This window comes from Mesorhizobium sp. M1365 (genome assembly GCF_040317865.1).
Lineage (GTDB): Bacteria > Pseudomonadota > Alphaproteobacteria > Rhizobiales > Rhizobiaceae > Mesorhizobium.
In genome coordinates this window covers 20,247-34,418 of sequence record NZ_JAMYLG010000048.1, presented here as the reverse complement: position 1 = coordinate 34,418, position 14,172 = coordinate 20,247, and the positions used below count along the sequence as shown (strand labels likewise).

The following is a 14,172-nucleotide window of genomic DNA, read 5'->3' as shown; positions in this document are numbered from 1 at the left end:
ATTGTAGATGTGGCGCCAGCGGTCGAAGGCCCGCTGGGCCGCCGCCAGGTTCTCGAACGGCGGTCCCTGCAGCGCCTCGGCCTTGAGCGTGCGGTGAAAGCGCTCCTCCTTGCCCAGCGTCTGGGGATGATACGGCCTGGAATGCCCGATGGCGATGCCGATTTCGATCAGCCAGACGCCGAGCAGGGTAAAGTCGTTGCGGCCGCCATCGCCCCAAGGCGGGCCGTTGTCGGTGGCGATACGAAAGGGCAGGCCATAGCGGCGGAAGGCCGTGATCAGGCGCGTTTTCACGGTTTCGGTGGTCTGGTCGGAGCAGGCCGACAGCACGATCGAGAACCGCGAATGGTCGTCGAGCACGGTCAGCGGATGCAGGCGCCCGGCGCGCAACGGCACATGACCCTTGAAGTCCATCTGCCACAGATCGTTGGGCGCTTCGTGCTCGAAGCGGATGAAGGGCTTTGCCCCGCCGCCCAGCGCCCCGAGCTCGACGCCGTTGCGACGCAAGATGCCGGTCACCGTCGAGGGCGACGGACAGCCAATCCCCTGGCGCGCCAGGACCCGGGCGATCTTGCGCCCGCCCCAGGCCGGATGTGCCGCCCGCACCGAAAGCGCCGCTGCTTCGACCTCCCAGGCGCTGCGCCTGGGACTCGAGAGCGGTTGGCGCGAACGCTCCAAAAGCCCGGCCTCGCCCTCCGTCCGATAGCGCGCGATCAACTTGTGAGCCACGGTCCGACCGATCCCAAAGCGCCGGCACAACGCGCTCACATTCGCTCCCGGCGCGCTCGCCAACCTGACAAATTCCAGCTTCTGTTTCATCGCGCTCGTGTCCTCGAACGGCATCCCGAACCTCCCGGCGCAAAGCGCGCCAAACTGTTCGCGATGTCCTCGCACACCTGTTCGCGATGTCTCCGGTCCAAACACCCCCTTGAGGGGGAGATGTCCGGCAGGACAGAGGGGGGTGCCTCGCGCCGAGGTCTCACAACGCTTTGCATCGCACCGTATTAGTCGAAAAGGGGTGCCGAAACGCCCCGTTTCGATTACGCCGTCGATTGCCGTTCACCCGTTAACCAGGGCCAGCAGCTCCTCGGTATAGCGCTTGCCGACCACCTTTTCCGGCGACAGGGCGTCGCCGATGGAGGCCACCTCGGCCTGGCTCAGCACGATATCGGCTGCCGCCGTATTCTGCTCCAGATGGCGCATTTTTCGCGCACCAGGGATCGGGACAATGAAGTCGCCCTGATGCAGCACCCAGGCGAGCGCCAGCTGCGCCGGCGTCACGCCCTTCCCGGCGGCCATCTTTTCCAGCACGGCGACGACCGCCGCATTGGCCGCCATGGCGTCGGCCTGGAAGCGCGGCAACCCGCGGCGCCAGTCGTCGGCGCCGAGAACATCGGGCTTGGCGATCGTGCCGGTGAGCAGGCCGCGGCCGAGCGGGCTATAGGGGACAAAGCCGATGCCGAGCTCACGGCAGACAGCAAACACCTCCTCCTCCGGATCGCGGCTCCACAGTGAATACTCGCTCTGCACGGCGGCGATCGGGTGCACGGCATGCGCCCGGCGGATGGTCGCCGCACTCGCCTCCGACAGGCCGAGCGCCCGCACCTTGCCCTCGCGCACCAGCTCGGCCATGGCGCCGACCGTATCCTCGATCGGCACGTTGGGGTCGACGCGGTGCTGGTAATAGAGATCGATCACCTCCGTATCCAACCGCTTCAATGACGCTTCGGCCACGGCCTTGACATGCTCCGGGCGGCTATCGACACCGGCCATGCGCTCCATGCCGCTGCCTTCTTCGAGGATTTTGAAGCCGAATTTGGTTGCGATCGTCACCTTGTCACGCACCGGCTTCAGCGCCTTGCCGACCAGGATCTCGTTCTCGTAAGGGCCATAGACCTCGGCCGTGTCGAAGAAATTGACCCCGATCTCGACGGCATGGCGCAGCGTGGCAATCGCCTCCGCCTCCGGCTGGCCACCATAGGCAAAGCTCATCCCCATGCAGCCGAGGCCGACCGGGTAGACGTCAAGTTCATTGCCAAGCTTTCGGGTTTGCATCACGTGTCTCCTTGTTGTGATGGTTGTGATGCCGCAGAGATAGCGTCTTGCGCCGAGTTCGATAATCGGCTCTCAATTGCACGGGCTGTTCCAAGAAATAGATCAATGAAGCGAACCCATCTTTCACAGCTCGCGGTACTGGCAATGGTCGCCCAATGCGGCAGTTTTCGCGGCGCCGCCAAGGAACTGGCAATCGCGCCGTCGGCGGTCAGCCACGCGGTGTCCAGCCTCGAAGCGCGCCTCGGCGTGCGCCTTCTGGCGCGCAGCACGCGCAGCGTCGCTCCGACCGAGGAGGGCGCGCAACTGCTCGAGCGCCTCAGGCCGGCGCTGTCGGAAATCGACCTTGCGCTTGAATCGGCAATCGAGGCGCGCCACCGGCCGGCGGGCAATCTCAGGCTGACCGTGCCGCGCACCGCCGCCCACCTGGCGCTGACGCCAAGGCTCGGCGCCTTTGCTGCTGCCTATCCCGACATCGTGCTGGAGATCGTCATCGAGGACCGCTTCACCGACGTCGTCGAGGGCGGCTTCGATGCCGGTGTGCGGCTGGGCGAGAGCCTGCAGCGCGACATGATCGCAGTGCGCATCGGACCAGACCTTCGCGGCGCGGTGGTCGGCACGCCATCCTACTTCGAGACCAGGTCGAAGCCGCAGCATCCGCGCGATCTCGCCGCTCACCGCTGCATCCGCTTCCGCTTCTCCAGCGGCATTCTCTACCGCTGGGAATTCGAGAAAAACGGCGAGGAGATCGAAATCCCGGTGCAAGGGCCGCTGATCCTCGACGAGGACCATCTGATTGCCAATGCCGCGGTCGACGGCGCCGGGCTCGCCTTCGTGTTCGAGGACTATGTCCGCGACCCGCTCGCCGGCGGCAAGCTCGTTCGCGTGCTGGAGGACTGGTGCCCGCGCTTCGATGGTTTCTTCGTCTATTACCCCAGCCGCCGCCAGATGCGGCCGGCGCTCAGGGCCTTTGTCGATTTTTTCAAGGTCGGCGAGTAAGCCAACCCTCCCCACAAGGGAGAGGTGGAAGAAAGCCGACCTGGCATTCGTTCACCGACCATGTCAGCACTGCCCAAAAACCAGACGGCCGGCTACGGCTGGACGGCGATCATCCTTCACTGGCTGATCGCGGCGCTCTTTATCGGCCAGTTCGTGCTCGGCTTCGTCATGGTGCGGCTGTCCAGCCAGCGCACCGCCTTCGAGCTGATCCAGCTGCATAAATCCTTCGGCTTCCTGCTGCTTGGACTGGTCATCCTGCGCATCGCCTGGCGCCTGGGCAGACCGGCCCCGCCGCTGCCGCGCTCGGTCGGCCCTTTCGAGCGCCGGATGGCGCCGCTGGTCCATCTCGCGCTTTATGCGTTTCAGCTCGCTCTGCCGCTGTCCGGCTGGGCGCTGGTCTCGGTCTCGGTGCTGGAGATCCCGAGCGTGCCGTTCAATCTGTTCGTCATGCCCAATCTGCCGCTCGGTGAATCGGACACGGCAGAAAGCTTCTGGGCAGCGACGCACTGGTATCTCGCCTATGCCGGCATCGGACTTGTCGCTTTGCATCTCGCCGCAGCGCTGCGCCATCATTTCTGGCTGAGGGATACCGTGCTGACGCGCATGATCACGGCTTCGTCACATCACGACAGGGAATAGAGCGGACGGCTCATTCGTTGATGGGGCGAGGACGCAAGAAAGCGTTGCCTGCCAAGAGGACCATTTCCATGTACGCGCGCATCTTCGGATTTGCGGCAGCCGCCGCTTGTTTTGCCATGCCTGTTTTCGCCGCCGTTGCCCTTGGCGAGGCGGCCGGCAGCTACACGATCAGCCCGGGGAGTTCCAGCATCCATTTCTCCATCGCCAAGCTCGGCGGCGGCGGGCTCGACGGTGCCTTCTCCCGCTTCAAGGGCAGTATCCTCATCGACAACAGTGATGTCGGCCGGTCCCGGGTCAATTTCACCATCTTCCCCGAAAGCGTCGGTACCGGCCAAAGCCGCATCGATGCCTTTCTCCGCTCGGACGCCGTTTTCGACGCGGCCAACAATCCGGAGATCCAGTTCCGTTCGACCAGCGTCAAACGCACCGGCGACACGTCGGCCCTTGTCACCGGCCGGCTGACGGCGCGCGGCAAGACCTTTCAGGAAAAATTCACGGCCGAGCTCGGCGGCCTCCGGGCGGGCACGATAAAATTCCACGTCACCGGCAAGGTGCTGCGGTCGCGCTACGGCATGGATGTCGGCACGCCGATTTATTCCAACGTCGTCGATTTCGACATGACGCTGACGGGTAGAAGGGGATAGCCTTTGCAGGTTCCGCAGGGGGCAGCGCCGGCATCCGGACAAGCCGCAGATGATCGCCGTGTTCGCCGCCATGCTCCCGCATTGGCTTTTCTCCTGAATTAGGGCAAACCTCCAGGCCTGCAATCGAGAGGAGAAATCTGATGTTCCGATGGGGTGTTTTGTCGACGGCCAAGATCGGCCGCGAGCAGCTTTTGCCGGCAATCGTCGAGGCGGAGAACGGCGTGCTGTCCGCGATTGCCAGCCGCGATCTGTCGAAAGCGCGGGCGCTGGGCGAACGCTTCGGTGCGCGCCACGCGTTCGGCTCCTATGAGGAGCTGCTCGCCTCCAGCGACATCGACGGCGTCTACATTCCGCTGCCGACCTCGCAGCATGTCGAATGGACGGCCAAGGCGATCGAGGCCGGCAAGCATGTTCTGGTCGAAAAACCGCTGGCGCTCGATGCCAGGGACATTCCGCCGCTGATCAAGCTGCGCGATGCCAGGAAGGTGCTGGTGTGCGAAGCCTTCATGGTCGTCTACCATCCGCAATGGATCAAGGTGCGCGAGCTGATCGCCAACGGCGCCATCGGCCGGCTGCGCCATGTCCAGGGCGCGTTCTCCTATTACAATGTCGACCCCAACAACATGCGCAACAAGCTCGATCTCGGCGGCGGCGCGCTGCCCGACATCGGTGTCTACCCGACAGTGTCGACACGCTTTTCGACCGGCAAGGAGCCGCTGCGCGTCCAGGCGACGATCGAGCGCGACAAGACGTTCGGCACCGACATCTATTCCTCGATCCGCGCCGATTTCGGCGACTTCGAGCTGTCGTTTTACCTGTCGACGCAGATGGCGGCACGCCAGGTGATGATCTTCCACGGCGAGAAGGGCTTCATCGAGGTGTCCTCACCGTTCAACGCCGGGCTCTACGACCATCACCGCGTCGAGCTGCACAACCAGAACCACAGCGAGGCGCAGGTGTTCCGCTTTCCCGGCACGCAGCAATACCGGCTGGAAGTCGAGGCCTTCGCGCGGGCTGCGCAGGGCGGCAAGGACCGCGTCTTCACCCTGGAAGAATCGGTGCTCAACCAGAAGGTCATCGATGCCATCTTCCGCGCCGGCGAAAAGGAAGGCTGGGAAACAGTCTAGGCCGGCCGTGATCCCACAACGGGACCGGTTTTTGTACAAGATCATGGCCAAATAGATGTCCGACGATGCGGATGTGATCATTGTCGGCGCCGGCCTTGCCGGCCTTGTCGCGGCGGCCGAACTGACTGCGGCCGGCAAGAAGACCATCATCGTCGAGCAGGAGCCGGAACAGTCGCTTGGCGGCCAGGCATTCTGGTCGCTCGGCGGCATCTTCCTTGTCGATTCGCCCGAACAGCGGCGCATGCGCATCCGCGATTCGTATGAGCTGGCGCTCGAGGATTGGCTGGGCACCGCAGCCTTCGACCGCACGGAAGATCTCTGGCCGCGCCGCTGGGCCGAGGCCTATCTCGGCTTCGCCGCCGGCGAGAAGCGCTCCTGGCTCATGCAGCGCGGCCTGAAATTCTTTCCGGTGGTCGGCTGGGCCGAGCGCGGCGGCGGCAATGCCGTCGGCCACGGCAATTCGGTGCCGCGCTTCCACATCACCTGGGGCACCGGCCCTGGCGTGCTCGAACCGTTCGTGCAGCGCGTGCGCGAGGCCGAGAAACGCGGGCTGATCCGCTTCAAATTCCGTCACCGTGTAAACGAATTGACGCGGACGGGCGGCGTCGTCGACGGCGTGCGCGGCGACCTATTGGCGGCGAGCGATGCCGAGCGCGGCCGCAAGAGCTCGCGCGAGATCACCGGTGATTTCGAGCTGAAGGCGCAGGCCGTCATCGTCGCCTCCGGCGGCATCGGCGCCAATCACCGGCTGGTCCGGGAGAATTGGCCGAAGCGGATGGGCGCGCCGCCGAAACGCATGATCACTGGCGTTCCCGATCATGTCGACGGCCGCATGCTGGCGATCGCCGAAGCCGCCGGCGGCCGGCTGATCAACCGCGACCGCATGTGGCACTATGTCGAGGGCGTCAGGAACTGGGCACCGATCTGGACCGATCATGCGATCCGCATCCTGCCCGGCCCGTCATCGCTGTGGCTCGATGCGCGCGGCAAGCGCCTGCCGGTCCCGCTCTATCCCGGCTTCGACACGTTGGCCACGCTCAGCCACATCATGAGCACCGGCTTCGATCATTCCTGGTTCATCCTGACCAAAAAGATCATCCAGAAGGAGTTCGCGCTGTCGGGCTCCGAGCAGAACCCCGATCTGACGGGGAAGAGCTGGCGCCAGGTGCTCGGCCGCGCCACCAGCGGCGTGCCCGCGCCGGTCAAGGCGTTCATGGAGAAGGGCGAGGATTTCATCGTCGAGCCTGATTTGCCGGCGCTGGTCGCCCGCATGAACGCAGTGGCCGGCTGCGAGCCGCTGCTCGAACTGGCGCAGGTTGAGCGCGAAATCCGCGCCCGCGACCGGCAGCTCGACAATCCGTTCTCCAAGGACATGCAGATTACTGCGTTGCGCGGCGCGCGAGCCTATCTCGGCGACCGGCTGATCCGCACCGCAAGACCGCACAAGCTGCTCGATCCCGCCAATGGCCCGCTGATTGCCGTCAGGCTCAGCATCCTGACCCGCAAGACGCTCGGTGGGCTGGAGACTGACCTCGACAGCCGCGTGCTGGGCGCCGGCGGCCAACCAGTCGAGGGGCTGTACGCGGCGGGCGAGGCCGCCGGTTTCGGCGGCGGCGGCATGCACGGCTATGCAGCGCTCGAAGGCACGTTTCTCGGCGGCTGCATCTTTTCCGGCCGCAGTGCCGGACGGGCGGCGGCACACGCGGTGGGGTGAAACAAGGCCCGCCGGCGGCCGTTGCGCCAAGGTGGCGGGTCGCACCGAATGGCCAACTTCCCTTAGAGCATTTTGCAGCCGAATGGAATCATTTGGCGTCCGCATAAATGCGGCAAAACAGATAGTTAGAGCGGGTTACCGGTTCCAGGAGAACCGGAACCGGCTCTAGGTGAAGGGCTGCAAATTGACGTCTTGAAGCTTGGAACCGGCAAGCAAAGCCTCGAGCACCTGCTTCTTGAGAGACAGGCACTGCGAACGGGCAAGTTTGACGATGGCGGAAATCTCGCCTGCCTCACAGGCAAGGACCAGCTCCTTTTGCTGGGCGATGATCAACTGGGTGAAGTCGCGGGACTTGAAGCCGAGGTGGAGAACCCGCGCCGACTGGTCGAGTATCTGGTCCAGCAGATGCGCCAGTCGTAAATTTCCCGAGAGCTCCGCAAGGGCCAGACGAAACGCACGGTCGGCCGCAAGGAAGGCGACGTGGCTGCGTAGCGTCTCCGGCTTCAGCACTTTTTGCGCTGCCAGCCTGACATCCTCGAGCCCGCGCTCAGTCATGTTCGATGCCGCCACCCTGAACACTTCCGGCTCGATCAAGCTGCGGACATCGAAGATCTCGTTGACATCCCGCAGGCTGAGCGTAGCAACGACGTAGCCGCGGCGCGGCTCGCTCCTGACCAGTCCTTCCTGCATCAGTCGGGCCAGCGCCGCGCGGATGGTCGCCTTTTTGATCTGGTATCGACCACCGATCTGTTTCTCCGTCAGCGCCTCGCCGGGGCGCAGCACGCAGGCGATGATGTCGTTCCTCAGCTGCTCATATGCCTGTTCCCTGCGAAGGACGTCGGCGGCTGACAGTGCTGTCGCCTCGACCGTAGCCGGTCTTGCCGGTTCGGCGGTCAACTTCGTCGTTTTCATATTTTGTCCGTCTGGCTGTCCGATTGACGCTGGCCTCAGCATTCGCTAGCGTGATCATCTCAAATTGATAATCTGAGCATCTCAGGGAGGATAACTGATATGCCTTTAGCCGCCAACTCGCCCCTCTACGCTGTTGCTGATGATATCGTCAATGCCGCGAAGGGGCCAGATCCCCTCGAAGCGGTAAGGACGGTCCTGGGCGACTACACCAACCGCTTTCACGCATCGGGAACACTCGCTCACGAAGAAGACGACGACGAGGTGCTTCTGCATGCGAGTCCGAACCTGACGATCTATCACATCACTCTGTCGCCCGGCCTGCAGTACCCGCCTCACAACCACCTGATGGATGCCTTGATCGGCACCTACAAGGGCAGCGAGACGAACTTCATCTATCCCGTTGCCGGCAGCGAACTCGATGTTCCCGAAAGGCAGGACATCGCAGCGCCTGCCGTGGTGCACATGGCGTCAAATACCGTTCATGCGGTTGCGAATACGGGCGGTGCGCGATCGGGTGCGCTGCATGTCTACCTCGGCGATCTCACACGAACCCACCGGCAGCTGTGGAGTCCGGATAGCAACCAGGCCGAGCCGTTTGACAATGACCGCTATCTGGCCGGCGCTCGGCCCATTCAGCAGTCCGGGCACGAATGAGCGCAGGGGCGTCGCGGGCGGCGAACTTGGCCGTGATCAGCGGACCCGTCGGAATCGCGTCACACTTGTCACTCTCGCCAACCCGCTATCGCCCCTATCCTATCTGACGACCCAACACGTCGCGCCTGCGGCGACAAACCAGCAAGGAGATGCACAATGACGGCACATCAGAATGGCACAGGCGAGCAGACGAAGCGGCTCGCGATGAAGACACCACCGGTCGTTTCGTCTGACGCGTGGGAGGCCGCGCGCCAGCAACTGCTCGTGAAAGAGAAGACCGTGACCCGGGCTCGCGACGCACTGGCCGCCGAGCGCCGGCGGATGCCGTGGATGGCGGTGGAGAAGACCTATACGTTCGAAGGGCCTGATGGAAAGGTGAGCCTGCTCGACCTGTTCGAGGGCCGCCGTCAGCTGATCGTCTACCGCGCCTTCTTCGAGCCCGGCGTATTCGGCTGGCCCGACCACGCTTGCCGCGGCTGTTCGCTGGGGGCGGACCAGGTCGGCAACCTCGCCCATCTGAACGCCCGCGACACCACGCTTGCCTACGCCTCGCGCGCACCGCAGGCCGACATTGCGCGGCTGAAGGCGCGGATGGACTGGAAGATGCCCTGGTACACCATCACCGACAGCTTCGATGCCGACTTCGGCGTTGACGAGTGGCACGGCCACAACGTGTTCATCCGCGACGGCGACCGCGTGTTCCGCACCTACTTCATCAACAACCGCGGTGACGAGGCGATGGGGACCGTATGGAGCTATCTCGACCTGTCGCCGCTCGGCCGCCAGGAGGTTTGGGAGGATTCGCCCGAGGGCTATCCGCAGACGCCGACGTACAAGTGGTGGAATTGGCACGACAATTACGGCGCCGAAGCCGTCCCCGACAAAAAATGGGTCGAGATATCGGACGCCGGAGAGGCCGCGTTCCGGAATCGCACCGAATAGAACGTCTTTGGCGTCGCGGAAATGCAGCCAGGACAATTGGAGGAGCGGGATGCACGGTTCAATTCGACGCATCCCGCTCGCTATGCAGGACTACGGACATGAGCGAGATTCATGCAGGCGGATCCACCGGCGATGCGAGCCCGGCCGACCATAGTGCAGCCGATTGGCTGTCCTTTGCGGCCGCGCCGACCTTCGCAACCATGGCGCTGCTGACGCTTCTCGGCGGAGCGCCGGACATGATGTGCTCGACCGGGCAAGAGGCGTCACCGCTCGACGGCATGGTGCCGATGTACCTGCTGATGAGCGGCTTCCATTTAGGACCTTGGCTGAAGCAGGTTTCCGGCCGGCGACGCCGCCGCAAATAGAGCTGTACCGGCCGACAAAGGCCCGTTCTGGTCGGGAAGACATCCCTCACCAGATCCACTCGCCCCTTCCCAAAACCGCTACCGCATCGACAATCCGGGTAAAGCTCGAGCGGGCCCGGCCGGCCGTGTGCCTGGCGCGCAAATAGCCATGCACCAGCCCCGGCTCCTCGAGCCACCAGGCGCGCCCGCCCGCGGCAACGATGCGGTCGCGATAGGCTTCGCCGTCCGACGACAGCGGGTCGCATTCGGCGGTGATCACGACGGTGGGCGGCAGATTGGCGAACTCGGCGTCGGCGAGCGGCCACAGAGTGAGATCGCCGGTGCGATCCTCGCCACCTGTCCTGATGTCCCTGTAGAAAAGGAGGTCGCGCGCGGTAAGCATCGGCGCTTCCGCGTGGGTGACGTAGGAACCGGCGGAGCTGTCGCCGCCAAGACCGGGATAGACCAGAATCTGGCCGATCGGCTTGCGCGCATGGCCACGCGTTGCGTGACTGACGGCGGCGGCGAGATTGCCGCCGGCACTGTCGCCGCAGAGCAGGACAGGACGCTCGAAAGTCGCCGCCGCCCATTCGAAGGCGCTGATGGCATCGTCGAAGGCGGCCGGATGAAGGTGTTCCGGTGCCAGCCGGTAGTCGACCGAAACCACTTCGTAGCCGGTGCGGCTGCAAAGCTCGGCGCAGAGGTCGTCATGGCTGTCGAGCCCGCCGAGGATAAAACCGCCGCCATGGAAATAAAGCACCATCGCCGCCGCTTCCGGCGCCGGGGCGCGGTAGACGCGGATCGGAATGTGCCAGGGTGTGGCAATGGCGGTGGTTTCCGCCGTGACGCCTTGGGGATAGCCGGCAAAGAACTCGCGGCACATCCGGTTGTAGATCTCGCGCTGCTCGGCGATGGTGTAGTCGATCGTATCGGGCGGATAATAAGAATTGGTCCGCTCGATGAAGGCCCAGGTCTCGGCGTCGATGAGGGTTTTGTAGTCGGTCATGGGCGCTGAATGGATCGCAATGAATCCGCCTGAACACCCCCCTCTGGCCTGCCGGCCATCTCCCCCTCAAGTGGGGAGATCGGCAGCTTCGGCGAAACCGCCTTTTCTCCGGCGTCGACAATTGGCGAAAGCGATGATGACATCCGATCTCCCCCCTTGAGGGGGAGATGTCCGGCAGGACAGAGGGGGGTGAGCGCCATCATTCCTGCAATACCACTACTTCCCCTTCCACACCGGATCGCGCTTTTCGGCAAAGGCGCGAAAGCCCTCGAGATTGTCCTCCGAGCCGTAGAGTGCGTCAACCGTCGACAGTTGCCGGCGCGTCACCCGGTTCATGGCGTCCTGGAAAGTCAGCGATTCTGCGACCCGGGCCGTCTCCTTGATCGCGGCGAAGACCAGCGGCGGGCCGCTGGCGAGCAGCCGCGCGATCTCCCAGACCCGGTCCTCCAGTCTTTCCTTGGGCAGCACCTCGTTGACTAGGCCCCATCGATGCGCCTCGGCGACATCCATCCAGCGGCCGGTGAGCAGAAGGTCCATGGCGACATGGTAGGGGATGCGCTTCGGCAGCTTGATCGTCGCCGCATCGGCCAGCGTGCCGGCGCGGATTTCGGGCAGCGCGAAGGAGGAGTGGTCCGACGCATAGATGAGGTCGCAGGATAGCGCCAGTTCGAAGCCGCCGCCGACCGCCATGCCGTTGACGCAGGCGATCACCGGCTTGTTGAGGTCGCGCAGTTCCTGCAGCCCGCCGAAGCCGCCGACGCCGTAGTCGCCGTCGACCGCGTCGCCGCCGGCCGCGGCCTTCAGGTCCCAGCCGGCGCAGAAGAACTTGTCACCGGCGGTCTTGACGATGGCGACGCGCAAGTCGGGATCGTCGCGAAACGCCTTGAAAGTCTCGCCCATCAGCCGCGACGTCTTCAGGTCGATGGCATTGGCCTTGGGCCGGTCGAGCGTGACTTCGAGGACAGCGCCTTCGCGGCGGGTCGAAATGATTTCAGACATTCTTCTTGTCTCCAAGCACCAGCAGCGCATCGGCGATCCAGGCGCCCTTGCCTTCGGTGCAGACGATCAGCGGATTGATGTCGAGTTCCTCGATCTCGCCGGCGTTTTGCTGCACGAAAGCGGCAATGCCCGATATCGCATCGATTGCCGCTGCGACATCGGCCTTCGGCCGACCGCGATAGCCGTCGAGCAGCGGGAACAGTTTCAGCCCGCGCAAAGCGGCCTCGATATCGTCGCGGGTCGCCGGCAGCATCAGCGTGACGCTGTCGCGCAACAGCTCGACCAGCACGCCGCCGGTGCCGAGCGTCATCACGGCGCCGAACATCGGGTCGCGGGTGAAGCCGACGAGCAGCTCGGCGACGCCGTCGCGCACCATGCGCTCGACATAAAGGCCCGTGCCGAGCGGGCCGAGATCGTGGGCGGCGGTGCTGACGGATTCGGCATCCCTCAAATTGAGCCGGACCGCGTCGAGCTCGGACTTGTGGATGACACCAAGGGCCTTCAGCGCCACCGGGAAGCCGAGCGCCATCGAGGAGATGACAGCTTCGACCGCGTTGCCGGCGCGCTCGCCCTTCGGCACGGGGAGCCCGGCCTCGATGAGCCGCGCCTTCGCCTCGGCCTCGTCCGGCGTGACATGGTCGCCGACCGGCGCGCCGGACGCCGAAGTGTCGATCGGCTGCGCCTGCGGCTCGCGCCAGGCCCAGCCGATGAAGGCCGCCGCCTGGGCGGCGTCCATGGCTTCGGAGATGCCGAACAGCGGCACCATGCCCCGCGCCATCAGGCCGGCAGTGTATTCCTCGGGCAGGTTCTCCGGCAGCGAGGAGACGATCGCGCCTTGCGCGCTGTTGGTCTTCAGCGCCACTTCGAAGGCGCGCAGCGTCGCCCACCAGTCGGTGTCCGAGCAGCGGTCGGGGCGCGGGAAATCGAGCACCAGCATGTTGAGGTCGAAGCCGCCCGACACCATCGCGGTGAAGGTGGCGGTCATCGCCGGCTCGTTGTTCCAGATGAAGGTGTGGTAGTCGAGCGGGTTGGCCACCGCGACCAGCGGCCCGAGCGTCGATTTGACATGCGCGCGGTGCTCGGGGGTGAGTGGCGGAAACGTCACCCAGCGGCCTTCGGCGCTGTCGGCCATCACCGACGCCTCGCCGCCCGAACAGCTCATCGACGACAGCCGGTAGCCGGGCAGGGGGCCGGTGACGTGCAGCAGCTTGAGCGCCTCGATGAAGGCCGGGATCGAATCGATGCGGGCGATGCCGAGCCGCTTCAGGAAGGCGCCGGACGCTGCGTCCGAGCCGGCCAGCGACGCGGTATGGGAAACGGTCGCCTGCCGCGCCTGCTCGGAGCGGCCGACCTTCATGGCGATGACAGGCTTTTTCAGCTCGCGCGCCCGTGCCGCCAGCCTTTCGAAGCCGGCTACCGAATCGAAAGCCTCGATATGCAAGCCGAGCGCGGTGACACGGTCGTCCTCGATCAGGCCGAGCGCCATTTCGGAAAGCCCGGTCTGCGCCTGGTTGCCGGCGGTCATCAGAAAGGCGATCGGCAGGCCGCGCTTCTGCATCGTCATATTGATGGCGATGTTCGACGACTGGGTGATGATGGCAACGCCGCGACCGCCTTCTGGCAGCCTGATGCCGCCATGCTGGTCGGGCCACAAAAGCGCGCCGTCGGCATAGTTGATGAGCCCGTAGCAGTTCGGCCCGATGATTGGCATTTGGCCCGCCGCCGCGACCAGCTCGGCCTGCAGCCGCTCGCCGTCCTCGTCATAGGCCTCGGTTTCGAGGAAGCCGGCGGCGAAGCAGACCGCACCGCCGGCGCCGCGCTCGGCCAGTGCCTTGACCACTTCGATGGTCAAGTGCCGGTTGACGCCGACGAAAGCGGCATCCGGCGCACCGGGCAATTCGGCCACCGAGCGATAGGCCTTGCGGCCGGCGACCTCGGCCTTGCTCGGATGCACCGGCCAGATCTCGCCGGCAAAGCCCATCTTGATCGATTGCGCGACGACGGCGGCAGCCTGCGCGCCACCGAAGACCGCGATTGTCCGCGGGCGCAAAAGGCGCTCAAGTTTGTGCATGAACACCCTCCTCTGCCCTGCCCTCTTTGCCAAAACTTGGCATCTCCCCCTCAAGGGGGGAGATTGGCAGTT

Annotated in this window: 14 protein-coding genes; 8 read left to right on the top strand and 6 right to left on the bottom strand. The window is 64.8% G+C overall.

All coding sequences use genetic code 11. The features are described 5' to 3' along the window. Both NKH04_RS29275 and NKH04_RS29270 read right to left on the bottom strand, forming a co-directional pair. A partial coding sequence (locus NKH04_RS29275) for an IS481 family transposase (protein ID WP_352819849.1) occupies positions 1-816 on the bottom strand: 816 nt, incomplete at its 3' end. A 240-nt stretch (positions 817-1,056) separates the two neighbouring features. After that, complete coding sequence (locus tag NKH04_RS29270) at positions 1,057-2,052, bottom strand: aldo/keto reductase (RefSeq protein ID WP_352540001.1); 996 nt, start codon at positions 2,050-2,052, stop codon at positions 1,057-1,059. A gap of 105 nt (positions 2,053-2,157) precedes the next feature. Here NKH04_RS29270 and NKH04_RS29265 point away from each other — a divergent pair, with 105 nt between their 5' ends. The 5 genes from NKH04_RS29265 to NKH04_RS29245 all read left to right on the top strand — a co-directional run bounded on the left by NKH04_RS29265 (position 2,158) and on the right by NKH04_RS29245 (position 7,172). After that, positions 2,158-3,048, top strand: a complete 891-nt coding sequence (locus tag NKH04_RS29265; RefSeq protein WP_352540002.1) for a LysR family transcriptional regulator — start codon at positions 2,158-2,160, stop codon at positions 3,046-3,048. A 60-nt stretch (positions 3,049-3,108) separates the two neighbouring features. After that, complete coding sequence (locus tag NKH04_RS29260) at positions 3,109-3,687, top strand: cytochrome b (protein ID WP_352472552.1); 579 nt, start codon at positions 3,109-3,111, stop codon at positions 3,685-3,687. Positions 3,688-3,755: 68 nt separating this feature from the next. After that, positions 3,756-4,331, top strand: a complete 576-nt coding sequence (locus tag NKH04_RS29255; protein WP_352472551.1) for a YceI family protein — start codon at positions 3,756-3,758, stop codon at positions 4,329-4,331. A gap of 140 nt (positions 4,332-4,471) precedes the next feature. Beyond that, positions 4,472-5,458 (top strand): Gfo/Idh/MocA family protein, encoded by a 987-nt coding sequence (locus tag NKH04_RS29250; protein WP_352832545.1) that lies wholly within the window; start codon positions 4,472-4,474, stop codon positions 5,456-5,458. A gap of 55 nt (positions 5,459-5,513) precedes the next feature. Further along, the gene (locus NKH04_RS29245) at positions 5,514-7,172 is read left to right on the top strand and encodes an FAD-binding dehydrogenase (RefSeq protein ID WP_352832542.1); all 1,659 of its coding nucleotides are present in this window, start codon (positions 5,514-5,516) and stop codon (positions 7,170-7,172) included. Positions 7,173-7,337: 165 nt separating this feature from the next. On the opposite strand, the gene NKH04_RS29240 is transcribed toward NKH04_RS29245, so the two are convergent. Further along, positions 7,338-8,084 (bottom strand): GntR family transcriptional regulator, encoded by a 747-nt coding sequence (locus NKH04_RS29240; protein WP_353045360.1) that lies wholly within the window; start codon positions 8,082-8,084, stop codon positions 7,338-7,340. A gap of 99 nt (positions 8,085-8,183) precedes the next feature. On the opposite strand from NKH04_RS29240, the gene NKH04_RS29235 reads away from it, so the two are divergent. The 3 genes from NKH04_RS29235 (at position 8,184) to NKH04_RS29225 (ending at position 10,045) form a co-directional block, all read left to right on the top strand. After that, on the top strand, positions 8,184-8,738 hold the full coding sequence (locus NKH04_RS29235; RefSeq protein ID WP_353045359.1) for an autotransporter: 555 nt from the start codon (positions 8,184-8,186) through the stop codon (positions 8,736-8,738). Positions 8,739-8,894: 156 nt separating this feature from the next. Then, complete coding sequence (locus tag NKH04_RS29230) at positions 8,895-9,680, top strand: DUF899 domain-containing protein (protein WP_352682190.1); 786 nt, start codon at positions 8,895-8,897, stop codon at positions 9,678-9,680. A 98-nt stretch (positions 9,681-9,778) separates the two neighbouring features. Then, positions 9,779-10,045 (top strand): hypothetical protein, encoded by a 267-nt coding sequence (locus tag NKH04_RS29225; RefSeq protein ID WP_352682188.1) that lies wholly within the window; start codon positions 9,779-9,781, stop codon positions 10,043-10,045. Positions 10,046-10,091: 46 nt separating this feature from the next. Here NKH04_RS29225 and NKH04_RS29220 read toward each other — a convergent pair whose 3' ends face one another. From NKH04_RS29220 to NKH04_RS29210, 3 genes are all read right to left on the bottom strand, one after another. After that, positions 10,092-11,030 (bottom strand): alpha/beta hydrolase, encoded by a 939-nt coding sequence (locus tag NKH04_RS29220; RefSeq protein ID WP_353045358.1) that lies wholly within the window; start codon positions 11,028-11,030, stop codon positions 10,092-10,094. Positions 11,031-11,246: 216 nt separating this feature from the next. Further along, positions 11,247-12,029 carry a carnitinyl-CoA dehydratase gene (locus tag NKH04_RS29215; RefSeq protein WP_352451620.1) on the bottom strand — a complete coding sequence of 261 codons (783 nt, stop codon included), beginning with the start codon at positions 12,027-12,029 and terminating at the stop codon, positions 11,247-11,249. Next, complete coding sequence (locus tag NKH04_RS29210; protein WP_352620661.1) at positions 12,022-14,100, bottom strand: acetate--CoA ligase family protein; 2,079 nt, start codon at positions 14,098-14,100, stop codon at positions 12,022-12,024. Before NKH04_RS29210 ends, NKH04_RS29215 begins: the two co-directional genes overlap by 8 nt. Between the last annotated feature and the right edge of the window lie 72 nt (positions 14,101-14,172).